At 40.8% G+C, this 23690-nt stretch carries 18 protein-coding genes, 1 tRNA gene and 1 pseudogene; 13 read left to right on the plus strand and 7 right to left on the minus strand.

Annotated elements, in window-relative coordinates; genetic code table 11:
• Nucleotides 1-79: 79 nt before the first annotated feature.
• The 3 genes and pseudogenes from dnaE to A3217_RS08055 all read left to right on the plus strand — a co-directional run.
• Nucleotides 80-3649, plus strand: a pseudogene (gene dnaE / locus A3217_RS08045) (DNA polymerase III subunit alpha); the annotation flags it as partial.
• A 497-nt stretch (nucleotides 3650-4146) separates the two neighbouring features.
• On the plus strand, nucleotides 4147-5430 hold the full coding sequence (locus A3217_RS08050) for an O-acetylhomoserine aminocarboxypropyltransferase/cysteine synthase family protein (protein ID WP_066389429.1): 1284 nt from the start codon (nucleotides 4147-4149) through the stop codon (nucleotides 5428-5430).
• A 28-nt stretch (nucleotides 5431-5458) separates the two neighbouring features.
• Nucleotides 5459-6274, plus strand: coding sequence for a cyclase family protein (locus A3217_RS08055; RefSeq protein ID WP_082807924.1), 816 nt, complete (start codon nucleotides 5459-5461; stop codon nucleotides 6272-6274).
• A 367-nt stretch (nucleotides 6275-6641) separates the two neighbouring features.
• Here A3217_RS08055 and A3217_RS08060 read toward each other — a convergent pair whose 3' ends face one another.
• The 5 genes from A3217_RS08060 to fliW form a co-directional block, all read right to left on the minus strand.
• Nucleotides 6642-7751 carry a DUF354 domain-containing protein gene (locus A3217_RS08060; protein WP_066389431.1) on the minus strand — a complete coding sequence of 370 codons (1110 nt, stop codon included), beginning with the start codon at nucleotides 7749-7751 and terminating at the stop codon, nucleotides 6642-6644.
• Nucleotides 7752-7762: 11 nt separating this feature from the next.
• Nucleotides 7763-8098, minus strand: coding sequence for an HIRAN domain-containing protein (locus A3217_RS08065; RefSeq protein WP_066389436.1), 336 nt, complete (start codon nucleotides 8096-8098; stop codon nucleotides 7763-7765).
• 25 nt (nucleotides 8099-8123) lie between these two features.
• Nucleotides 8124-8771, minus strand: a complete 648-nt coding sequence (gene thyX, locus A3217_RS08070) for an FAD-dependent thymidylate synthase (protein ID WP_066389437.1) — start codon at nucleotides 8769-8771, stop codon at nucleotides 8124-8126.
• A gap of 20 nt (nucleotides 8772-8791) precedes the next feature.
• Nucleotides 8792-9601: a pyrroline-5-carboxylate reductase gene (locus tag A3217_RS08075; RefSeq protein ID WP_066389438.1), complete on the minus strand. Its 810-nt coding sequence runs from the start codon at nucleotides 9599-9601 to the stop codon at nucleotides 8792-8794.
• 72 nt (nucleotides 9602-9673) lie between these two features.
• Nucleotides 9674-10093: a flagellar assembly protein FliW gene (gene fliW / locus A3217_RS08080; protein WP_066389439.1), complete on the minus strand. Its 420-nt coding sequence runs from the start codon at nucleotides 10091-10093 to the stop codon at nucleotides 9674-9676.
• Nucleotides 10094-10262: 169 nt separating this feature from the next.
• Between fliW and bamD the strand changes: the two genes are divergently transcribed.
• The 6 genes from bamD to A3217_RS08110 all read left to right on the plus strand — a co-directional run bounded on the left by bamD (nucleotide 10263) and on the right by A3217_RS08110 (nucleotide 17703).
• Nucleotides 10263-10898, plus strand: a complete 636-nt coding sequence (gene bamD / locus A3217_RS08085; RefSeq protein ID WP_066389440.1) for an outer membrane protein assembly factor BamD — start codon at nucleotides 10263-10265, stop codon at nucleotides 10896-10898.
• A 20-nt stretch (nucleotides 10899-10918) separates the two neighbouring features.
• Nucleotides 10919-13282, plus strand: coding sequence for an endopeptidase La (gene lon, locus A3217_RS08090; protein WP_066389442.1), 2364 nt, complete (start codon nucleotides 10919-10921; stop codon nucleotides 13280-13282).
• Nucleotides 13283-13333: 51 nt separating this feature from the next.
• Complete coding sequence (locus A3217_RS08095) at nucleotides 13334-14125, plus strand: methyltransferase family protein (protein ID WP_066389444.1); 792 nt, start codon at nucleotides 13334-13336, stop codon at nucleotides 14123-14125.
• Between the two features lie 118 nt (nucleotides 14126-14243).
• The gene (locus A3217_RS08100; protein WP_066389446.1) at nucleotides 14244-15434 is read left to right on the plus strand and encodes a ferritin-like domain-containing protein; all 1191 of its coding nucleotides are present in this window, start codon (nucleotides 14244-14246) and stop codon (nucleotides 15432-15434) included.
• 109 nt (nucleotides 15435-15543) lie between these two features.
• Nucleotides 15544-16668, plus strand: coding sequence for an acyl-CoA dehydrogenase family protein (locus A3217_RS08105; protein WP_066389448.1), 1125 nt, complete (start codon nucleotides 15544-15546; stop codon nucleotides 16666-16668).
• 147 nt (nucleotides 16669-16815) lie between these two features.
• Nucleotides 16816-17703, plus strand: coding sequence for a phosphate/phosphite/phosphonate ABC transporter substrate-binding protein (locus A3217_RS08110; protein ID WP_066389450.1), 888 nt, complete (start codon nucleotides 16816-16818; stop codon nucleotides 17701-17703).
• Nucleotides 17704-17733: 30 nt separating this feature from the next.
• Here A3217_RS08110 and A3217_RS08115 read toward each other — a convergent pair.
• A tRNA-Met gene (locus A3217_RS08115) sits at nucleotides 17734-17810 on the minus strand.
• Between the two features lie 88 nt (nucleotides 17811-17898).
• A complete protein-coding gene (locus A3217_RS08120; protein WP_066389452.1) occupies nucleotides 17899-18438 on the minus strand; it encodes a hypothetical protein in 540 nt (179 codons plus the stop codon).
• A 118-nt stretch (nucleotides 18439-18556) separates the two neighbouring features.
• On the opposite strand from A3217_RS08120, the gene A3217_RS08125 reads away from it, so the two are divergent.
• The 4 genes from A3217_RS08125 to A3217_RS08140 all read left to right on the plus strand — a co-directional run bounded on the left by A3217_RS08125 (nucleotide 18557) and on the right by A3217_RS08140 (nucleotide 23683).
• Nucleotides 18557-19789, plus strand: coding sequence for an aspartate aminotransferase family protein (locus A3217_RS08125; RefSeq protein WP_082807925.1), 1233 nt, complete (start codon nucleotides 18557-18559; stop codon nucleotides 19787-19789).
• 10 nt (nucleotides 19790-19799) lie between these two features.
• Nucleotides 19800-20849: an SAM-dependent methyltransferase gene (locus A3217_RS08130; RefSeq protein ID WP_066389453.1), complete on the plus strand. Its 1050-nt coding sequence runs from the start codon at nucleotides 19800-19802 to the stop codon at nucleotides 20847-20849.
• 40 nt (nucleotides 20850-20889) lie between these two features.
• Complete coding sequence (locus tag A3217_RS08135) at nucleotides 20890-23001, plus strand: ATP-dependent helicase (RefSeq protein WP_156471903.1); 2112 nt, start codon at nucleotides 20890-20892, stop codon at nucleotides 22999-23001.
• A 73-nt stretch (nucleotides 23002-23074) separates the two neighbouring features.
• Nucleotides 23075-23683, plus strand: a complete 609-nt coding sequence (locus A3217_RS08140; RefSeq protein ID WP_066389455.1) for a hypothetical protein — start codon at nucleotides 23075-23077, stop codon at nucleotides 23681-23683.
• Nucleotides 23684-23690: the final 7 nt, after the last annotated feature.

The following is a 23690-nucleotide window of genomic DNA, read 5'->3' on the forward strand; positions in this document are numbered from 1 at the left end:
AAAGAGTTTTATAATTAAGAATCTCTTACAATTACACAACAAGTTTTTACAACTTTTTACTTGCATTAAGGAGTCTGCGATGATCTTCACACATTTACATTTACACACAGAATATTCCCTGCTTGATGGATTAAATAAAATTGAAAATCTTGCTAAACGCGTAAAAGAATTAGGAATGGATTCTGTGGCGATGACAGACCACGGCAATATGTTTGGTGCGCTGGATTTTTATGTTGCAATGAAAGAAGAAGGCATAAAGCCAATCATCGGTATGGAGGCGTATTTACACAACGCAGATTCTCTAAACGATAAAAATCCGCGTCGCTTCCACTTGTGCTTATATGCAAAAAATGAAGTGGGCTATAAAAACCTTATGTATCTTAGCTCGCAAGCTTATATCAATGGCTTTTATTACTATCCGCGCATTAATAAGAAACTTTTGCGTGAGCGAAGCGAAGGGCTTATATGCTCTTCAGCTTGTTTGCAAGGTGAGGTGAATTGGCATCTTAACACGCAAAATGAACGCAATGTCAAAAATGGCGCAAAAGGCTATGAGATAGCTAAAGAGGTGGCACTTGAGTATAAAGATATTTTTGGCGAGGATTTTTATTTAGAAATTATGCGTCACGGCATACGCGATCAATATTTTATCGATGAACAGATTCTACGTTTAAGTAAAGAATTGGGTATTAAGATTGTTGCTACAAATGACACGCATTACACCTTACAACAAGATGCAAGTGCGCAAGAAGTCGCTATGTGCGTGGCTATGGGAAAAACTTTGGAGCAAAAAGATAGGCTAAAACATTCTGTCAAAGAATTTTATGTCAAATCGCCAGAAGAAATGAAGCTACTTTTTTTGGATATTCCAGAAGCCATTGCAAACACGCAAGAAATTGCGGATAAATGTAATTTGGAATTGCACCTTAAAAATAAAGAGATTAAAAACAAGCACACCGGCGAAGTTATCCTAAAAAATTCCCCAGCTACACCACCGGAGTTTAAGAACACGCGCGCTTATGCACAAAGAGAGGGTTTGGATTCTGTGCTTAATATGCCTTTAGAGTCTATTGATGATGCAGTCTATTTTGCCTACAAATGCAAAGAGGGGCTAAAAGAGCGCTTAAAAAATATCCCGCAAGAAAAGCATAATGCCTATATTGAGCGCTTGGAACACGAGATTAAAATTATTACAGATATGAAATTCCCGGGTTATATGCTCATTGTGTGGGATTTTGTGAATTTTGCTAAACAAAATAAAATCCCCGTAGGTCCCGGGAGAGGAAGCGCAGCGGGAAGTCTTGTGGCTTATAGCTTAAAAATTACAAACATTGACCCACTTAAATATGACTTGCTTTTTGAGCGATTTTTGAATCCAGAGCGCGTGAGTATGCCTGATATTGATGTGGATTTTTGCCAACGAAGAAGAGGTGAGATGATAGAATATGTGGGAAATGTGTATGGAAAATACAACGTCGCGCAAGTGATTACTTTCAATAAAATGCTTGCAAAAGGCGCGATAAGAGATTCTGCGCGCGTGCTTGGTATGCCTATCCCAGAGGCTGATGCCTTCGCAAAGCTAATCCCTAAAGAGCTCAAAATCACGCTCACCAAACAAATAGGTAAAGATGGGAAAGAAAAAGAGGGTGCATGGGAAAAAGAGCCAAAAATCCGCGAGCTAGTTGAGAGCAACGAGCAAGCAAAAAGAGTGTGGGAAGCAGCCTTGCAACTTGAAGGGCTTAATAGAAACGCTGGAATCCACGCCGCGGCTATTGTGATAGATTCTAAAGAGGAGCTGTGGAATAAAATCCCGCTGTATTCAAATGATAAAGTCAAAGGCGTAGTAACGCAGTGTCATATGGATTGGCTTGAACCAGCGGATTTGATTAAATTTGACTTTTTGGGCTTAAAAACACTTACCGTGATTGATGATGCGCTAAAGCTTATCAAAAAGCGCTATGGTGTGGAAATTGACTTTAGCACGATGCCGATGGAAGATCCAAAGGTGTTTGAAACAATTCAAACAGGCAATACGCTAGGCTTATTCCAAATAGAATCTGGTGGTATGCAGGGCTTAAGCAGGCGTTTAAAGCCAAGCACATTTGAAGATATTATCGCGATGCTTGCACTTTATCGCCCCGGACCTATGGAATCTGGAATGCTAGAGGACTTCATTAAGCGCAAACACGGCGAGCAAGAGATTGTTTATCCATTTGCCTCGCTAGAGCCGATTTTAAAGCCAACTTATGGTGTGATTGTCTATCAAGAGCAGGTTATGCAAATCGTGCAAACAATTGGTGGATTCTCTCTTGGGGGTGCGGATTTAGTGCGTCGTGCTATGGGGAAAAAGAAAATCGATGAAATGTTGCGATTGAAAAAAGAATTTGCCGATGGCGCACAGAATCAAGGACTTGATAGAGCAAAGGCAGAGGATTTGTGGGAATTAATTGTGAAGTTTGCAGGCTATGGATTTAATAAATCTCACTCTGCGGCTTATGCGATGATAACCTATCAAACCGCTTATCTCAAAACCTACTATCAACACGAGTTTATGGCAGCAATGCTTACAAGTGAAACTTCACAAATAGAATCCGTGGCAATATATATAGAGGAAGTTAAAGCTATGGGCTTAGAGGTGTTGCCACCGCATGTCAATCATTCAGATAATGACTTTAGCGTGAGTGATTTTGACGGAGTGAAAAAAATCGTTTTTGGCTTAGGTGCGATGAAAGGGCTTGGAGAAGCACCTATTGAAGATATTATCAAACAAAGGGAGGAATTTGGCGCGTATAAGGATTTGGAAGATTTTATAGAAAAAGTGGATTTCTCAAAGCTTACAAAACGTTCAATTGAGCCGCTTATCAAAAGTGGAAGCTTGGATAATCTAGGCTATTCGCGCAAAAGTATGCTAGAAAATATCGATGCGATTTGCGATGCTGGGCGCAATAAGGATAAAGCAAAAGATATGTTCAAAGAATCGCTTTTTGGTGGTATCACCGATGATACAAACACAAACAATGTGTTTTTGAAGTTCCACGATATGAAGGAATATGACATTAACACATTGCTTGATTATGAGTTTGAATGTATGGGAATCTATATCAATGGGCACCCGCTTGACCAGTTTAAAGAGACGATTAATAAAATCCGTGGCGTGGTGAAATCAAGCGATATACGGGATTTGAACGTGGAGAGTTCGTGCATTTTGGTAGGCAAGGTGCTAGAGACAAAGCGCAAGATTAGTAAAAAAGGGAAGCCTTATGGGAGCATTGACTTTTTGGACTATGGTGGGAAGATGAATTTTATGGTGTTTGAATCTCAACTTAATAAGCTTGAAGAAATGAGCTCTCTTATCGAACAGGGTTCTCCTATCGCGTTTAAATGCAAGATTGAGGAGCGCGAGGAAAAAAAAGGCGTGCGCGTGCTAGAGGTGTTGAGTCTAGAAGAAGCGCTTTCTACAAAAGTAACGCTTAAAAAAGACGAAGAAGCGGAGGCGCAAAGAATAGAAAAAGAGTTTTTCCCACTCGATATGCGCCCACAGATAATTGATACCTGCACGCCTTTAACGCTTATTTTAAACGATAATAATGTTAGTCCGCAACTTTTCAAAGACATTAAAGACGCATCGGTAGAATGCACCGGTGAGCGTGAGCTAAGGATTCTCATCAAGGATAGCGGAAGCACTTATACCTTTATAAGTCAGCTCAAAGTCGGCTCAAAAATCAAAGAAAAATTTGAGCATTTGCATTGGGTTGAGTAGTGAGGTCTTATCCTTTAAATCTCGCTAGCTCTGCCATTATTTTTTTAAAAATTGCTTTGTCGGGCAAAGCCCGCAAGCTTCTATATTTCTCTATTTTATTTTCATCGTCTGAATTTTCCACTCACTTTAACTTCCTTATATTAAGCTTCATTTTCGCACACCCTACGCTTTTTTGCTTGACTTAGATTCTGTAATTTTTTCAATAACACCGCCAATCAAAGAAGCAATAAAAAACTAAAAACACATATTGTGTTTTGTAAAAAAGTAACACCTCCTAAAAAATTTCAGCTAAATCTTTAAAAACACATATTGTATTTTTAATTTTTTGTATATTATTACTCGTGTTAAACAACTTAACAAAACAAAAACTAAACAAAGGACAAACAATGGCAAATCTAAGTAGCAACAATTTCACTTCAAACACACTTTCCCTTCACGCGGGGTATGACTATGACGCACAGCGCACATTAAGCGTGCCGGTGTATCAAAGCACGGCTTTTAGCTTTGAGAGTTTAGAGCAAGCAGCAGCGCGCTTTGGCTTACAGGAGCTTGGGAATATTTATTCTCGTCTTACAAATCCGAGTGTTGATACACTTGCAAGACGTTTAGCAGCGGTTGAAGGTGGTGCATTTGGCGTGGCAACAGCAAGTGGAAGTAGCGCGATTTTCTACACAATCGCTAACCTCGCGCAAGCAGGCGATAATATCGTGTATGCAAATAAAATCTATGGTGGCACACAAACACTTTTCGTGCATACTTTGAAGCGCTTTGGTATTGAAGCACGCGTATTTGATATTGATGATTTAAGCACTTTGGAAAAAGTGATAGATTCTAACACAAAGGCGATTTTCTTTGAATCCCTTTCAAATCCGCAAATTTCAATCGCAGATGTGGAGACAATCACAACTATCGCAAAAAAACATAAAATCGTAAGCGTGTGTGATAATACCGTGGCTACCGCGCTTTTATTCCGCCCATTTGAGTGGGGCGTAGATGTGAGCGTGCATAGCTTGACAAAATATGTAAATGGGCATGGCAGCGGGCTTGGGGGAGCTGTCATCGAGCGCGAGGGCTTAAATGACCTAATCAAAGATAATCCACGCTACCCAGCTTTCAACACACCTGATGAAAGTTACCACGGATTGGTATATGCGAGCCTACCACTGCCGATTTTCTGTATCCGCCTCATCACAGAATGGTTGCGCAACATTGGCGCATCTCTAAGCCCGCAAAATGCGTGGATTCACTTGCAGGGCTTGGAAACTTTGGAATTACGCATTAAGCGTCATAGTGATAATGCCCTTGCAATTGCAGAGTTTTTAGAATCCCACCCAAATGTAAGCTCTGTAAGCTATCCGGGACTAAAAAGCAGTCCTTATTATGGTTTGCTAAAAAAATACTTCAAAGATTCTCGCGCAAGCGGGCTTTTGAGCTTTGAGGTGAAAAGCAAAGAAGCTGCAATTAAAATCTGCAATAGCTTGGAGCTTTTCTCTATTACGGCAAATATTGGGGATTCTAAGTCGCTTATCATCCACCCTTACTCCACCACACATTCACAGCTTAGCGAGGCGGAATTCAAGTCTGCTGGCATCACACCTTGCACGGTGCGCTTGAGTGTGGGGCTAGAAAGTGTGGAAGATTTATTGGCGGATTTAAAGCGGGTATTGTAGATTCTAAAAAAGAATTAAGGAGCAAATGATGAAAAAACTACCGCTTATTGCGCTATTTTTAGCGTTTAGTTTAACTTTGACACAAGCAAAAGAGGATAAAAACCAAACAAGCCAAATCGTGCAAGCCCTAGAAATCTTGCAAAAAGGCAAATGGGTGGATTTAACCCACGCGGTAAATGAGGAAATACCACGCTTTGGCTCATTCCCAAAGCTTGAAAAAGAAACGCTTTATAATGTCAAAAATGATGGCTTTTTTGTGTATAAAAGCTCGTTTGTCACGCAGTATGGCACACATATTGATGCGCCTATCCACTTTGTGGAGGGCAAAAGGAGCTTAGAGCAAATCGAGTTAAAAGAGCTTATCCTTCCGCTTGTGGTGATAAATAAAGAAAAAGAGGTGAATAAAAATCCGGACTTTATCCTTAGCAAGCAAGATGTTTTGGAGTGGGAACGTATCAATGGCGCAATTCCAGAGGGTAGCTTTGTGGCGTTTGCGAGTGGTTGGAGCAAGAGATGGGGCAAAAAGGATTTTAACAATAAAGATTCTAAAGGTGTGGCGCATACGCCCGGTTGGAGTATTGAGGCGCTTGATTATGTGCTAAATGAGCGCGGGGCGGTAGCTATCGGACACGAGACATTTGATACTGATGGTAGCAAAGATGTGATAAAAAATAATTTTTTTGAAAGCGAAAAGTTTGTGCTAGCGCAGGATAAATACCAACTTGAGATTCTTAATAATCTCACAAGCCTACCAGCAAAGGGCGGAATCATCGTTATTGGTGTGCCAAAATTTGCAGGCTATCCCGGATTTCCTGTCCGTGCATTTGCGATAATCCCGCAATAGATTCTAAAAACTCCAAATAGTGGCAAGAGAATCCAAGATTCTTATCAACCAAAAAAGGTTGTGTATGAACGCGAAGCTGAGACGAAGCGGAATTTATTTCCGCGAAGACGATACATTAAAAGGAATAGATTCTAAAAGCTAGCAAAACAAGTAGTGCTTGCTTGCATCATCTCGCAATGACGACCATTTCTGTCATTGCGAGAAAATAAAACCAACAATGACTAAAGGATTTATTGAATTTAGAAATTTAGAATTTCTTTTTTTGCTTTACAATTTTTGATTCTACAAAGATTTCCACTACAAAACGACATTACAGAATCCGCAGAATCTTATCGATTAAAAAAAGCTATCCCCGCGAGAATGCAATTTAAGGAATGCTATAAAACTCCTCCCTAAGTCTTTGAATAATAGCGCGTTTTGCAGATTCTAAATCCCCTTTGACAAAGGCTTTTTTATTGTCTTTGCGCGCGTGGATAAGCATAGATTCTACAAGCTTTAATACTTCTTGTGCATTTGTTGCATGCGACATAAAGCCATTTTCAAGCAAAAAACTATCGTGAAACAAAAAAAGCGAACGCACCGAAATCGTGGGAATCCCAAGATAGCAAGCCTCCAAATTCATACTACCCCCACCGCCTAAAAGCACATCAATATAGGGGTAAAATTCCTGCGGGGCGAACTTAGATTCTAAAATTTTCACCCGCTCTAAATACCCAAACTCCGCAATCAAAGGCGCACTCTCATAACGAGGCATAATGACGATATTTGCGCGTAAGTGTTGGTGAAGTAAATGCACGCTTTCATAAAGAATGCGCGCTTGCTTTGTAACATAATGTGCCTTATACTCCTCCTCACGCACAAGAATAATCGGAAGCTCCTCTCTAAAGCCTAACGCACGCAAAAATGGCGCACTCTCTTTACCCTTAAGCCTTTGCGCGCGCAAATCCTCTATATTTTCAAGCCACAGCGCGACATCGATAAATGGATAACTCACAATATTGTGCGATTGCATACCTAGCATAGTAAAAGCCGCGCTCGGAAGCACAAAAGGATAAAAAATAAGACGTGAAAGGGGCAGACTTAGACGCGCCACAATGCTAAGCAAACGCGCATCGCACACATTCCCCGCAATTGGCGTATCCGCAAAATGCACCACCGGAATCCCAAGCCCAAACGCACACTGCGCGCCCTCCACGCTCACGCCGGTAATAAAAATTTTTGGATTTTTTGGCGCGATAAGCTCAAGCAAGAGTTTCTCACGCTCTAAGCGCGCTTTAAACTTTTCAATTTTTTGCGCGCCACCATAGCCGCCCACGCTAATATGCGGGATTTTGAAAAGCTCCAAAAGACGCGCGCATTCATCATAACCGCTTGATTTTCTTGTCGTAATAAACACCTCATCTAAGCCCTGCAAATACGGCAACAACGCGCGAAAAAACAACACATATTTTGGGTCAGTAATATCAAGCCAAATCAAATCTTAAACCTTTATGGAATTTTAAAATGCATTTTTGGCTCACACAGCGCGCAAATCGCCCAATGCTCGCTCAAAAACTCAACGCGCGCATACGCCCTTGTGATGAAATCAAAATAAATCCCGCGTGCGTCTTTGCAACCCTCTATCTGGCTACGCAGGCCAATTTTAAGAGAATCTCGTCTTGCCACATAGCCCACAATACCGATATAGGGCAACTCCGCGCGGATAGCAAACTCATCAAAGGGATTTTGCGGCTCTTTTTCTAAACGCAGGATTCTCCCAAGTCGCAAATGTGGGCGCGAGCCAAAAGTCTGCAAGCCGATGATAAGAATATGCGTTGGATTCAAAGCTTATGCGCTTTTAGAAAAGTAATCATTGCGTGCAGTCCTCATCGCTTTGGTTTTCTAGGTATTCTTCAAAAAGAAATTTATGTCCTTGTGGCAATGCTTCAAAAATACAAAAAGCTAGCTTCCTAATCTCCCACAGCGCGCGCTTACTGCTCCTAAGCTCTAAGAAATTTTGTAACGCCCTCGCATTAATACTCCACGAAAGCTCAGTTTTGTAAGATTCTGGCATACAAAATTTTGCAAAATCGTTGCTTACACCCTCGCTTAGGATTTTCCTTAGATTTTCTAGCGCCAAAACACTTGCTTCATTGACGCGCTCATTTTCACAAAAAACTAAAAATTGTTGCGCGCGTGTGAGATTGATAGAATCAAGGGGCAAAAAACTCTGGGTGTGTTTAAGCTCTTTGAGCGTGTAGCGTGTGGATTTCACGCTTAGGCTTGCGATTCTGTGACGTGCGAGCTCTTGCAGACACGCACGCGAAATGCCTTGAATGTAAAAATTATAAAACAAATGCTCCAAAGTCGAACTATGCTTGTTTTTATTCCCCACTTTGTAGATGAGTGCAATATCCTTTTCTCCGCCATTATCCCCGCGCTCAAAGGACTGATAACAAGTGCGTATGGCGTGCGAACAGACAGGAATTGGCGTGTGGTGCAAAAGTGTAACTTGCATAAAATCTCCTAAAATTAAAATTATTTTTTTGCTAATTCTTGAGCGCGGGCGATGGATTCAATGCCTGCTTGGATAAACGCCCCGCGCACGCCGAGTTTTTCTAAACACGCTAAACCGCGTGCTGTTGTACCATTGGGACTTGTGACGGACTGCTTAATAGATTCTGGTGAGGCTGTTTCTAAAAGTGAGGCAAAGCCTTTGAAAGTCTGTCCTACAAGCTCTTGCGCTTGTGAAAAACTAAGTCCGTGATACACGCCACAATCAACAAGACTCTGCGCCACAAGTGCTAAAAATGCCGGTGAGCTCCCGCTTGTAGCAATTGAAGCATCAATGAGCGCTTCAGAATCCACAAACACACAATTCCCAAAACTCTCCACAAATACCTTTATCGCATCATTATTATTCGCAGATTGTGCAAACACACAACTTGCAGATTCCCCAAAATGCGCGCCGACATTTGGCATAATGCGCACATAATTTTGCGCGCTAATTGCCTTTTTTATTCGTGCAATATCAATGCCAGCCATCACGCTATAAGCAATTTCCACACTTCCTGCAAATTTAAAAGAATCTATACCATAAGGCTTTATACAAAAAAGCGCGCTATCAAAAGATTCTAGCTCAAGCACCGCATTTGTAGCGATTCCTTGCGGATATAAAATCGAGGCTTTTTCGTGAGTAGCAAAGCTCTTGCAAAATTCCTGCGCTTTTATAAAATCACGCCCAGCGATAGCAATGCACTCAAACTTTTGCGCAGAATCTAAAATCCCTTTAACAATCGCGTGCGCCATATTTCCATAGCCCAACACAAGCAGTTTTGAAGGCTTCATCAACGCTCCTTATAAATAAATTCTTAAAAAATAAATTTTAGGCTAGGGATTCTCTAAAAAATTTCGAATCTTTTAAGAATCTTGTGGCTTTGGGTTTTCATCTTTTGGTGTTTCGCAGAAGTTTTTGAAAGGCTCGGCAATCGAGTATTGCGGATATTCAAGGCTATCAAGCACCACCTGTGCCATTGTTTTATTATCAAAATTAAACACTAATGGCGCGAGAAAATTAATCGTAGAATCTTCTAAAGGCTTTTGCAACACCATAATATTTGCTACGAGGATATTTTTGCAATTTTTCAAATCAAGTAAAAGCTCTAAAGCTGTGGGGATTTCAAACTCATATTCACGCAAGACAAAGGGATTAATGAGCGTAAAGGAAGGCACACTACTTTCAGTATTAGTAATACGCAAAAAAATATCATCAATGCGCTCAAGCCTCATCGCTTTGACATGCTCAAAACCCAAAATTGGTGACTTGATCTCAAAAAGCATTACATCACTCCAAAATATTTGCTATCTCTTTAAATATGAAAAAAACAATAAGCGCGGATTCTACCATAAAAAGCAAGGATTTTTCCTAAAGTTTAAATGTCTTTGTGTATAATACCAGCTTTCAAAAATCTTAAAAACTTTCTTTGAAATTGAAGGAATTACCTATATTATGAAGTCTTTTTTGTCACTTTTATTTCCTTTGTTTTTGTTGTTTAGCGCTTGCACGAAAAAAGAGTTAGAATACAACAAACCAGCGACTTATTGGTATGAAAATATTTTGAAAGAAATCAATTTTGGGAATCTAGAAAGCGCGGATTCTCACTTTTCCTCCTTGCAGTCAGAGCATATCAACTCACCTCTTTTGCCAGAATCTATGCTGATTTTAGCACAGGCACATATGGATAAAGAAGAGTATTTGCTCGCAACTTTTTATGTCGATGAGTATGCAAAGCGCTATTCAAGCTTTGATGACCAAGATTATTTAGGATATTTAAAAATTCTTGCAAACTACTATGGGTTTAAAAACTACGCCAAAGACCAAGAATTTATCGCGCGCTCCATTGATGAGATTGTAGAATATTTAGATACCTTCCCAAAGAGCCGTTATACGCCATTTGTGGAATATATTTATATCAAGTTTAAGCTCGGCGAAAATGAGCTTAATGAATCTATCGCAAATGTGTATAGACGCAAAGGCAAGATTGAGGCAAGCAAAGATTATCTCTCGCGCAATCAAGAGGTTTTAGAAGGCATAAAAATCAAACCCTCATATATCCCGTGGTATGTAAGAATGTTTAATTGGTAAAAATTTTATAAGGACTATATATGAAAGAAAATATTGAATTCCCCCTTATTGTGCCAATTTTGGTGCAAGATGATTTATTTATCTATCCTTTTATGATAGCGCCGGTGTATATCAATGACGATGAAAATGTGCAGGCTGTGGATAAGGCGATGGAGGGCAATGATCTTATTTTGATTAGCTCGCCAAAGGATTCTGAATCTAGCGATGAAGCATTGTATGATGTGGGTGTGCTAGGCTCGATAATGCGAAAAGTCGCAATGCCTGATGGCAAAACAAAGCTCCTTTTTCAGGGGTTGTATCGCGCAAAGATTGAAAAAATCATCTCTGACAATCCACTGCAAGCACTTGTCGATGTGATTTCTTATGAATCTTATGAGGAAAACACCGTAAATGCGTTGCTTGAAATCCTGCGCGAAAAGGTAAAGATTCTCGCAAATACAAGCCAACGCTTTCCACCGGATTTACTAAAAACCATTGAAGACAATCACGAGCCAAATAGAATCATCGATCTTGTCGCTTCTAGTATGCGTCTAAAAAAAGAGCCTGCATATAAGCTTTTCGCGCAAGATAGCGTGCTTTCTCGCTTAGAGCTTATCATTGAATATGTGATGGAAGAGATACAAGCCCAACGCATACAAAAAGAAATCAAATCCAAAGTTCATAATAAAATGGAGCAAATCAACAAAGAATATTTTCTCAAAGAGCAGCTAAAGCTTATCCAAAAAGAGCTGGGCGAAAATCCAAAAGATGAGGAAATAGAGCGCTACAAACAAAAGCTAGAAACTCTGCGTCCTGCGATGAATGAAGATGCGTATAAGGAAATAAAAAAGCAAATTGAGCGCCTCTCTCGAATGCACCAAGATAGTGCAGATGCGAACTTATTGCAAAATTATGTGGAATGGTGTTTAGAAATCCCATTTGACAAGCAATCCAAAACAAAAATTTCAATCAGCACTTTGCAAAAGCAGCTAGACAGTGACCACTACGCACTAAAAAAACCAAAAGAGCGCATAATTGAGTATTTTGCAGTGCGGGAACTCTCATCTATGCGCAAAAAAGATTCTAAGGATTCTAAAGGCACGATTTTATGCTTTTTTGGACCGCCTGGAGTTGGGAAAACAAGCCTTGCAAATTCTATTGCCAAAGCCACAAAACGCTCGCTTGTGAGAATTGCACTCGGTGGATTAGAAGATGTGAGCGAGTTGCGCGGGCATAGACGCACCTATATTGGCGCGATGCCGGGCAGAATCACACAAGGGCTAATAGAGGCAAAAGAAATGAATCCAGTCATCGTGCTTGATGAGATTGACAAAGTAGCAAAAAACTATCGAGGTGATCCGACAAGCGCACTTTTAGAGATTTTAGACCCAGAGCAAAATAGCGCGTTTAGGGATTATTACACAAATTTTAACCTTGATTTGTCTCGTGTGATTTTTATCGCCACGGCAAATGACATTGGCACGATTCCGCCACCTTTGCGCGATAGAATGGAGTTTATAGAGATTTCAAGCTACACACCGCAAGAAAAGTTCCAAATCGCGCGCAAATACCTAATCCCTCAAGAGCTAGAAAAGCACGCGTTAAAAAGCCCAGAGGTAACAATCTCAAGCGAGGCACTCAAAGAAATCATCGAAAAATACACAAGAGAATCGGGCGTGCGTGGATTGCGCCGACAGATTGCAAGCATTATGCGCAAGAGTGCAAAAGAAATTCTTAATAAAAAAGAAGCAACAAAAATTAGCATTACCCCACGCAATGTAGGGCAGTTTTTGGAAAAAATCGTTTTTGAAATTTCCCCAAATGACGCAAAAGATAAAACCGGCGTGACAAATGGGCTTGCTTGGACGAGTGTAGGTGGCGATGTGCTAAAAATCGAGGCGATTAAGATTAAAGGCAAGGGTGCTTTGACACTTACAGGAAGTATGGGCGATGTGATGAAAGAATCTGCTAAAATCGCGCATTCTGTGGTGAAGACACTATTTGATAAAAAATTCTTGCAGAACAAAAGGCAAAAATTACCTAAAGATTCTCAAATTTATACGCTTTTTGATATTCACTTACATATCCCAGAAGGCGCCACGCCAAAAGATGGTCCGAGTGCGGGCATCACAATGGCTTGCACGATTGCTTCAATTTTGAGTGAAAGAAAGGTGCGCGCACAAATCGCTATGACAGGCGAGCTCACGCTCACAGGCGCGGTTTTGCCAATCGGTGGATTGAAAGAAAAGCTCATCGCTGCGCATAAGACAGGTATTAAAAAAGTGCTTATCCCGCGCAAAAACTATGAACGCGATTTGGGTGATATAGAACAGGAAGTAAAGCAAAATTTGGAGATTGTAGGCGTTGATACAATCGAAGAAGTTTTGGAGCTCGCGCTTGTGTGAGCGGGACTAGATTCTAAACAGAATCTAAAAAGCAACTTTTAAGGAGGCAGAATGATTTTAAAAGAGAAATTTAAAAAAGAAGGCGATTTTTTATTTAGATATCGCAGTTACCTGCCTTTGGCAATTATTCCGATGTTTTTACTCTGCCTTTGGAGCTTTGGGCAAAATCTCATTTATATGCAGGGTTTTACTATCTCGCTTATGGGTGTAAGCCCGATTTTTAGCGGGTATAACACCGCGCTTATTCTTTTGGCACTTTTTGTTGGATTGCTAGGGCAGTTTGTGAGAATCCTTGTGGCTGGCTATGTCCCGCGCGATACTTCAGGGCGCAATACAAAAGAGCAAAAAGCAAACGTGCTAAACACCACAGGTATGTATTCACTTTGTCGCAATCCGCTCTATCTTGGAAATTTTTTGATGATGCTCTCTCCTATCATTTTGCTTGGAAATTGGCTTTTTGCGCTTGTGTTTGCGCTTGGTTTCTGGCTATATTATGAGCGCATAATTTACGCTGAAGAGGCATTTTTAACGCAAAAATTTTGCGATGAATATTTAGCGTGGGCAAAAGATACTCCAGCTTTTTTACCAAACTTTAAAGCATACAAAAAAAGCGAGCTTGATTTCAGTATGAAATCTATGCTTAAGAGAGAATACCACTCGCTTTTTGGGCTAGCAGTCTCACTTGCCTTTGCGTATTATATGATTGCATTGTATGCTTTTAGAAGTTTCAAAGTCCCGCTTGAGCCGATTTTAAGCGTGTTTTTTGTGCTATGCGCGCTCATTTATGTGAGTATGTTAATTTTGGTCAAGAAAACAAAGCTTTTTGAGATCGAGGGACGCTAAGTTAAACATTTTTTATTACAATCTCCACTTCCTCTGCTTTTCCGTGTGAAAAATTAGCGCTTGCAAAAAGCGCGTATATCGTCTAGATTCTTAGAATCTAGACTTTTAAAGCTCAAAAATGGCACAACAAACACATTCTCTCGTTTTAGATTCTCTTCCTCTTGGCAAGCTTTTTTTCTTGCGTTTAGAAAATGCCTTTTTACTCGCGCAAAAGGGCGATTGTATCGCGCTTACAAGCAAGCTTGATAATTTAGAACACGAGTTGCTTTCATGGTGTCAGTTTAAAGGCGAGCGGTTTTTAGAAAAAAAAGCGCAAAAACACTGCTTTACTTATCTTTTACAAAAGCATTCTCACACGGCTTTCCCACATTTCCAAACTCCACAGCAAAACTCCATTCGACCACTAGCCCCCGATGATTTAGGGCTTGCTGCGCGTGGGAGCATCACTGAGCTTGCTAGCCCAAATTATTATTTTGAGCTCACTTCAAAGCAAGAGATTTGGAGCGAAAAGCTAGGAAGACTCTATGAAGATTCTAAACTCTCACAATGGAGCGCCACAAATGATATTGCTTGGAGTGAGATTCCGCAGTATTCCCCTGCGCTAGAGTTTGCCACCGCACAGATTATGACTTATTTGGTGGAAAATGAGTTTTCTGCGCTCTATGTGCCTTCAAAATTTTTATCAAAAATTTCGCCCTATTATTATGAAGTGCCGCTTTTGCTTAGCTCTATTATTGGCGATGAGGCACGACATATAGAGGTTTTTATCAAGCGTGCAAATGCCACAGGACTTGGGCTTCAGTATTCCACACGCACAACGCAGCAGAGCCTTTTTACGCTTTTTAAAGAAGATGACTACTTGAGATCAAGCTTTTTGCTTCATATTATGGGGGAGGGGACATTTGTGGATTTATTGCATTTTTTGGAATCTCACGCCAAAGACACGCCCACAAAAAAGCTTCTCTACCTCGCGCGCAAAGATGAAATGCGCCATGTGGCGTATGGAATGAATAATATTAAAAACGCACTTTTGTGTAATCCGCAAAAAGTCGAGATTCTCAAAAATGCCGTTTTCAAGCGCAAGCAGTATTTAGATGAGCTAAGTGGAGAATCCACTTTGCTTTTAGAATCTCTTTGTGTCTTTGCCGGTGGAGGCGAACAAAGCGCGCAGGTAAAAAGGGGCTTTGAAAAGCTAGAAAATCTCAAAGCAAAAATGCAAAAAAACCGCACAAAAAGACTTGTAGAATGCGGGATAGATGCGGAGCTAGCGTATGAAATGAGTAAGGCACACACGCCAAATTTTATGTAAATCCTACAAAACCCTTAGCAGTATTTTAAGAACTAGAGTATTGCTAAGGGCTTACGACCCTTAAAAAGCAATCCGTTGGATTGAAACACAAACCACATAAGGAGTATTTATGCTAACACTTCAAAATCTTACAACCTACACACAGGAATTTGGGCGCAAACATATAGCCCCACTCACAAAACGCACCGATGAGGAAGCGAGATTCCCACAAGAGGCTTATGAAGCACTCAGAAAAGAAGGCTTTATGGGGTTGCTTATCCCTAAAGAATATGGAGGCTTAGGCGGGGGGAATTTCGAGCATGCACAAGTATGCTACAACCTCGCGCAGTTTTGCGCCACAACCGCGCTTTGCTATATGATGCATAATACTAGCACAGCGACTTTGGTGGCATTTGGAAGCGAGGAGCTTAAAAATGAGCTTTTGCCAAAAATCGCAAAAGGTGAAGTGAGCCTCGCACTTGCATTTAGTGAAAGTGGCTCGGGGACGCATTTTGGCTTGCCTGATATTACAGAATCTCAAAATGGCGCAAAGCGTATCTTAAATGGACGCAAAAGCTTTGTAACTTCCGCACAGCACGCGAATTTCTATCTTACTTACACAAACTCTTGTCAAGTTGCAGGAGAGAAAAACATTTGGCTTGTGAGTAAGGATTCTCAAAATCTCGTGCATGAAGCAAGCACTTGGAATGGGCTTGGTATGCGCGGAAACGCTTCAATGCCCGTGCAGTATAACAATGTCGAGCTTGAAGAAAAATGGCGCATTGGCAAAGAGGGTGAGGGAGAAGCGCAAGCGGGCTTGGTGGCGATGTATTTTGTCACGGGGCTTGGGGCGGTGTATAGCGGACTTGGCAATGCGGCTTATGAATGCGCGCTTGCACACACTAAGGAGCGCAAATATACTTCTGGTAGTGCGCTCAAAGATGTTGAACTTGTGAGAATCCACCTCGCAGATCTTTACACAAAAACCCAAAGTTCAATCGCACTCGTGCTTGATGCGGCAAAAAGCTTTGATGAAGTTGGTGCTGCTGCTGCGCCAAAAATCTTTGCGTGTCGTATCAATGCAACGCATAATGTGATGGATATTTGCGCGCTTGCTTTAAGGCTAGGTGGAGGCAAGGCATATAACAAGGCATTGCCACTAGAACGCTATATGCGCGATGCACTCGCTTCACAAGTAATGGCACCAAGCCTAGATGTACTTAAAGTGTGGTTAGGAGATGCGATTACAGCTTAAAGTGCTTGAGGATTCCCAAAATACAAAAAAACACATTAAAGAATCTATCAATTTCAATTAACCAAGCAAGGTTAAATATGAACGCGAAGCGGAGCTTTGGCAGACTTGTTTGCCAAAGTGATACATCTTAAGAATGAAAGGATTTTTATGAAAACACTACTTCTAGGAGCTGTGGCATACGATCCAAAGGTCGTGCCCATTTGGGATATTATCCGCGATTATAGCAATGAGTGGGGGTTAAAGCTTGATTATGTGCTCTTTAGCAATTATGAGCGTCAAGTACAATCCTTTCTTGCAGGGCATATTGATATTGCATGGAATACGAATGTCGCGTGGATTCGGACATTGCACAAAACGCAAGGCAAGGCAAAAGCACTCATTATGCGCGATACAGACAAAAATTTCACAACAAAATTTATAACACGCAAGGGAAACGGGATTAAGGATTTGCAGGATTTGAAGGGCAAACGCTTTGGGCTTGGAAGCTTAGATTCTGCACAGGCGGCGATTTTGGGCTTGTATTATTTACAGCAAGCAAAGATTGCGCCAAATATTGTGGAGTTTAATTCCCCAGATGCGTGTGGGCGTGGCACAAATGAAAGTAAAAGCGCAAAAAGCGATAACTCAAGCCTTTCTATCGTGCGTTTTAATAGCGATTTAGGCAAGCACGGCGATACAGGTAGAAGTGAATTTGATGTGCTTGATGCGATAAAAAGAGGCGAACTAGATGCTGGCAGTATTGGTTCAAGCACTTGGATTAGGATTTTGAGCGAGGGAAGCTATCCAGAGATTGAGAGTTTTTGGAGCACGCCGGGATATTGCCATTGCAATTTTAGTGTTTTGCCAAGTTTGGAATCTAGCGCGCAAGAGGCATTTTGTGAAATGCTACTAAGCCAAAATAAGAAAAAAAGCGAGCCATTGATTGCAAAAATGATGCAAATGGAAGGTTTAAATGAGTGGATACGCGTAGGAGAGGCGGAATTGCGCGATTATGATGTGCTGCAAAAAGCAATGGAAGAACAAAATTTGTTATAAAAGGATTTATAAAGAATGTTTGTAAGCTGATGGTGTCAAGGGGGAGACTTGAACTCCCGACCTCCGGCTTATGAGACCAGCGCTCTAACCAGCTGAGCTACCCTGACTCCTATAAATTTATTTTTGCTTGTATCTTGTGCTTTTGTGCTTTCTAAAAAAACGCGCTATTTTAGAAAATCTTTGCTTAATAAGCTATTAAGCTAGATTTCCATTGATGTAAGCTTCGCGTTGAATCTGCGTAAGCGCATTTTTATAGCGCGTGATTTGCTGCTCTACTTTCTCATTATCCACGCCAAAGGCTTTGTATTTATCCTGCAATGCCCTATGCGCGGAATCTATCTCTTTGCGCCCTTGATAAAAATCCGTGAAACGATACAAGCTTTGCGCCATAATCATTTTTTCATCTTCACTCAAACCCTCACTTGCGCGCAAAAATGCTCGATACTCTTCATCGCTCATACGCTCCAAAATCTGCAATCCATAAGTAATACGCGCTTCTTTAAACTTATATTGCGCTTTATCTTTTTGCGTAGAATCAGCCTCTTTTGTAGAATCTACCTGCGCATTTTGCGAAATATTTTGCGTGGTGTTTTGCGCGTCTAGATTCTGTGGATTCTGTGGATTTTTGGTTAAATTTAGAGAATCTTGCCCCTCCAAATTAGATTCTTTAGCATTAGATTCTCTTTTTTGTGTCAAAGGATTTGTAAAAGAATTATTAAGCGAGGTTATCTGCACGCATTGCTCCTAAAATGTAAGATATGCCTAAGTGAGAGTTAAAGCAAAAATCACGCCAAATTTCTGCTATAATCTTTCCCTTTTGCTGGCGAAATTCTCAAATTTTTAAGGAGCGTTGATGGATTCTCATAAATTGCAAAAAATTATGCAAACAGATAACGCGTATGTTTTTAACACTTATGCGCGTCAAAAGGTGGCTTTTATCAAAGGCAAAGGCGCGAAACTGCAAGATACAAAAGGGCGCGAATACATTGATTTTGGCTCTGGTATTGGTGTGTGTAGCTTAGGATATGGAAACAAGGCTTTGGCAAAAGCGCTTAAAAAAAGCGCAAAAACGCTTATCCACACTTCAAATCTCTACCACATTGCTCCACAAGCAAAGCTCGCAAAGCGCCTTGTTAAGTATTATCAAAAAGATATGGAAAAAAAAGAACCTATGCGCGTATTTTTTGCAAACTCTGGCGCAGAGGCAAATGAATGCGCTATCAAACTCGCGCGCAAGTTTGGCGAAAAAAGTGCGCCAAATGGCGAGGATAGATATAAGATTATCACGTTAGATTCTAGCTTTCACGGACGCACGATAGCTTCTCTCAAAGCCACAGGACAAGATAAATTCCACCAACATTTTGGTCCTTATCCTGATGGTTTTGTGCGTGCAAAGAATATTAAAGATATTCAAAATGTTGTAGATTCTCACACTTGCGCGGTGCTTTTAGAGCTTGTGCAGGGTGAGGGTGGCGTGTGCGCAATGGATAAAAAAGAGGTGCAAGAATTAGAGAGATTTTGCAAGCAAAAAAATATCCTTTTAATGGTTGATGAGGTGCAAAGCGGAATTTATCGCAGTGGAGAGATTTTTGCCTCCAAACTCTATGGAATCTCCCCTGATGTCATCACTACCGCCAAAGGCTTAGGCGGGGGTGTGCCGATAGGCGCGTGTATGAGTAAAAAAATCGATGTATTTGCGCCGGGTGACCACGGAAGCACTTTTGGTGGGAATTTCCTTGCCACAAACGCCGGACTTAAAGTGCTAAAAACGTTAGAATCTATGCGCAAAAACTCTGAACTTGAATACATAATAAATGATTTTCACAATCGCTTAGATTCTCTGCTTGCCAAATACCCAAAAACTTTTAGCAAAAAAACCGGCTTAGGGCTTATGTGCGGGCTTGAAATAAGAGATTCTCAAAACTATGCAAAGATTTTAGAATCTTGTTTCAAAGCGCGCGTTCTTGTGCTAAAGTCTGGGAAAAATGTTTTGCGATTCCTCCCGCCATTAAATATTACAAAAAGCGAGGTTGATGAAGGATTTAAGCGCATAGAAACAGCCTTAATGCAGCTCAAACTCAAATAAATTTCTTCATATGCTTTCCCTTAGCGCTTGGCTAGAATCTTCGCTCTATGCGGAAAGTGGCTACTACAACAATCCCGCGCGTGTAGGGAAAGAGGGCGATTTTTATACCTCTGTGAGCGTGAGTAGATTTTTTGGCGCTGGGATTGCGAACTATATTTTAAAACTTTTAGAATCTAATGCCTTGCGCCCTCCTTTGCATATTATTGAAATTGGCGCGCATAAGGGCTTTTTGCTTAAAGATATTGCAGATTTTTTGCGCGCACTTGGCAAGGATTCTCTTTTTTCTCAATTGCATTTTTGCACTATCGAGCCTTTGGCGCAGTTACAAGAAGCACAGAGGGCGACTTTAAAGAATCTTAGGAATTTTTGTGTGCATAATTCTCTGCAAAGCTTAGAATCCACGCTAAAACCAAATGAGCAAAGTCTTTTTTTTATCAGCAATGAATTGCTTGATAGCCTTTGTGTGGATATTTTTATGCACGATTCAATGTTTTTTATTAATGGAGATTGTGGGCTATGGGTTGAAAGCAAAAGGCAAAATCTCACTTTAGCGCAAAAAGATTTGCTTTTTACCTTAAAAAAGCTCAACCTAAATGGTGCATATCCACCAAGCCTAAAGCCCTTTCTAACCCAAATCGCACAATGCGCCAGAAAAAGCCAAAGTGCGTATTTTCTCACCTTTGATTATGACAAACTCGGCGCGCGCAATCCTAGCTCTTTTATCCGCGCATATAAAAATCATCAAGTCTTTAGCTTTGAAGAGATACAAAATCTCGGCTTTAATGCGTTTTATCAAACTGCGGATATGACAGCAGATGTAGATTTTGAATTTGTGGCGTATTTGTTTAAGAATCTGCAGTTTTTGCAAGTCTTTAACAAAGCGCAAAATAAAGTGCTGCTTGAAGAATGTGCGCTTTTTGAAGTGGTGGAAAGCTTTGAAAAAAGCTGTGATTTTAGCCTATATCAAAAAGAGGTTGCGAAATTACGCGCTTTGCTTGACCCGCAGATTTTGGGCGAGCGTTTTAGGGGTGTTTGTTTTTGTTATAATGCGCCTTTGTAAATGATTTTGGGGCAAAGACGACTTTTAAGGACAAAAAATTATGCAAGATTCTCAATCTTTATCCACACAAACACCACTACAAGCAATGCTACAAAGCCTCAACCCCCAGCAATTAGAAGCAGTAGAGTGCATTGATGGTGCGCTTTTAATTTTAGCGGGTGCGGGAAGTGGCAAGACAAAAACACTCACCACGCGCCTTGCTTATCTTATTGAAGAAGTGGGAATCCCGGCGCAAAACACGCTCACACTTACCTTTACCAACAAAGCCGCAAAAGAAATGCGCGAGCGTGCGTTGAGCCTTTTGCAAAATCACAACGCAACACCGCCACTGCTTTGTACTTTTCACCGCTTTGGGCTACTTTTTTTGCGTTTTTATATCCATTTGCTTGGACGTAGTGTCAATTTCAGTCTGCTAGATTCCACAGATTGCAAGCGTATTGTAAAAAAGATTAACCCAAATATCCCACCACAACGCATTCTCTCTTACATTTCAAGCAATAAAAACGCCTACCTAAGCGCGCAAGAAGCAAAGGTGTATTCCAAAAATCCAGAATACAAGCTCCTACAAAAGGCGTATGTCGAGTATGAGGCATTTTTGCTAGCAAATAATATGCTTGATTTTGATGATTTGCTCTATCTCACCTGTAAGATTTTAGAATCTAACCCCGCGCTGTGTGAGCAAACAAGCCAAAAATATCAATACATTATGGTTGATGAATATCAAGATACAAACGAGCTTCAAGCACGCTTGCTTAGACATCTCACAATGACACATCAAAATATTTGCGTGGTGGGCGATGATGACCAAAGTATCTATTCTTGGCGCGGGGCGGATATTAGCAATATTTTGGAGTTTCAAAAAAACTTTGCAAACGCGCACATTATCAAGCTTGAGCGCAACTACCGCTCTACGCCACAAATCCTGCGCGCTGCAAATATGCTAATTGCTAAAAATAAAAAGCGTCTTGGCAAGGAGCTAGATTCTCAAAATGATGATGGTGAGGAGATTAGTCTTTTATATTCTGATGATGAAATAAGTGAGGGCAACACGATTGCGGAGCTTATCAAGACTCAATGCAAAAAGGGCGCAAAGTTTGAGGATTTTGCGATACTTTTTCGGCTTAATGCACTCTCAAGGGGGCTTGAAGAAGCTTTATTGCGCGCAAAAGTGCCTTTTAAGATTATCGGCTCACTGCGCTTTTATGAGCGCGAGGAGATTAAAGATGTGCTAAGCTATCTGCGCTTTATCATTAATGGCGATGATAATTTTTCACTACTGCGGATTCTCAATAAGCCAAAACGTGGACTTGGCAAGCTCACGCAAGAGCGCATAGAATCTTTTGCAAATTCTAAAAATCTTGCAATTGAACAAGCCTTCAAATTGCACAAAGAGGAGCTAGGCGCGCTTATTGGTGCAAAAAATATAAAAACATTAGAAGAGTTTTTTGCTATGGTTGGGGATTTGCGAGAAAAGCTAGAGGGCGGAATTGAGGAGTTTTTAGAATCTTTTGAAAGTGTGATTGACTTTAGCGCGGAATTTAGCAAGGTTGAAAATGTCGATAAAATGGCAAATATCGCGGAATTTTACGGCGCATTGCGGGATTTTGCACAAAATAATGACGAGCTTGGGTTGGAAGATTTTTTAAACGATATTGCGCTAAGCTCTAGCAGTGATGAAAGTGCTCAAGATTCTGTAAGCTGTATGAGCGTGCATAGCGCAAAAGGGCTAGAGTTTGAAAGGGTGTTTGTGGTGGGAATGGAGGAGGGATTTTTCCCGCTTATCCATACCGATAGCGATTTAGAAGAAGAACGTAGGCTTGGCTATGTGGCAATCACAAGGGCAAAAAAGAAGCTGTATCTCTCAAGTGTTTCAAGTAGGCTTTATCGAGGCAAGAGAGAGTTTTCCCTGCCACGCTCGAGATTTTTAAGAGAATCTGGATTAATAGATTCTCACAATGATGAGAAAGATTTAAACATAGAATCTTGCGCGAAAACTTGTGCTGAAATTTGCGTCAATGACTTAGTAAAGCACAAACTTTTTGGCACAGGGCGTGTGCTGGAAGTAAAAAATCAAGGCACACAAACCACACTTAAAATCAATTTTGGTGGCACGCAACGCATTATTTTAAGCTCTTTTGTGCAAAAACTCTAAGTTAAAATCTATCCAAACTAGGCTATAATCGCGCGTAAATCTTTCCTAAAATTTTCAATCAAAGGAATAGGCAATGGGACAAATGGAGCAAAAGAAAAAAAGCAAAGTAGGCTTGTATTTGACATTAGTCGCGCTTGTATTGTTGCTTATTTTGGGGCTTGTGTATTATATTATCATCGGTTTGCAAAGTGTGGATTTGAACGAAAATCATAACACTGGATACTCAAAATTTCAGTCCGAGCTTGATGCAAAAGATGCACAAATTAAACGTTTAGAATCACAAACTAAAGCCCTGCAAGCAGAGCAAGATAGTGTAGCACTCAATTTAGGCTATATCATCAAGCCAAAAGAAGAGCTTGTAAGTCAATGCCACAGCCTAAAACTCGGTAAATGGAATCTTAGCAAGGAGTGTGAGGACAACCTCACCGAGCGTCTCAAAAAAGTGCTAGAGGATAAAAAAATCGTTGCAATTGAAATTTCTGGCATTGTGGATACAAACCCATATAGCGGAAATAATGCCGAGCTTAAACAAGAGGGCTTAGCGAGCTTTCGCGCAAAAGAGGCGATTTTACTAGCGCGCAAAGTCGCGCCAAATGTCGCAGTTTTTGAAGGGCTTTCGCAGCAATTGCCAAGCAAAAGAGGCTTTGTTGTGAAAGCCTATTATGTCGCTACCAAAAAATAACACCCAA

This window comes from Helicobacter himalayensis, assembly GCF_001602095.1.
In the GTDB taxonomy this organism is placed as follows: domain Bacteria; phylum Campylobacterota; class Campylobacteria; order Campylobacterales; family Helicobacteraceae; genus Helicobacter_F; species Helicobacter_F himalayensis.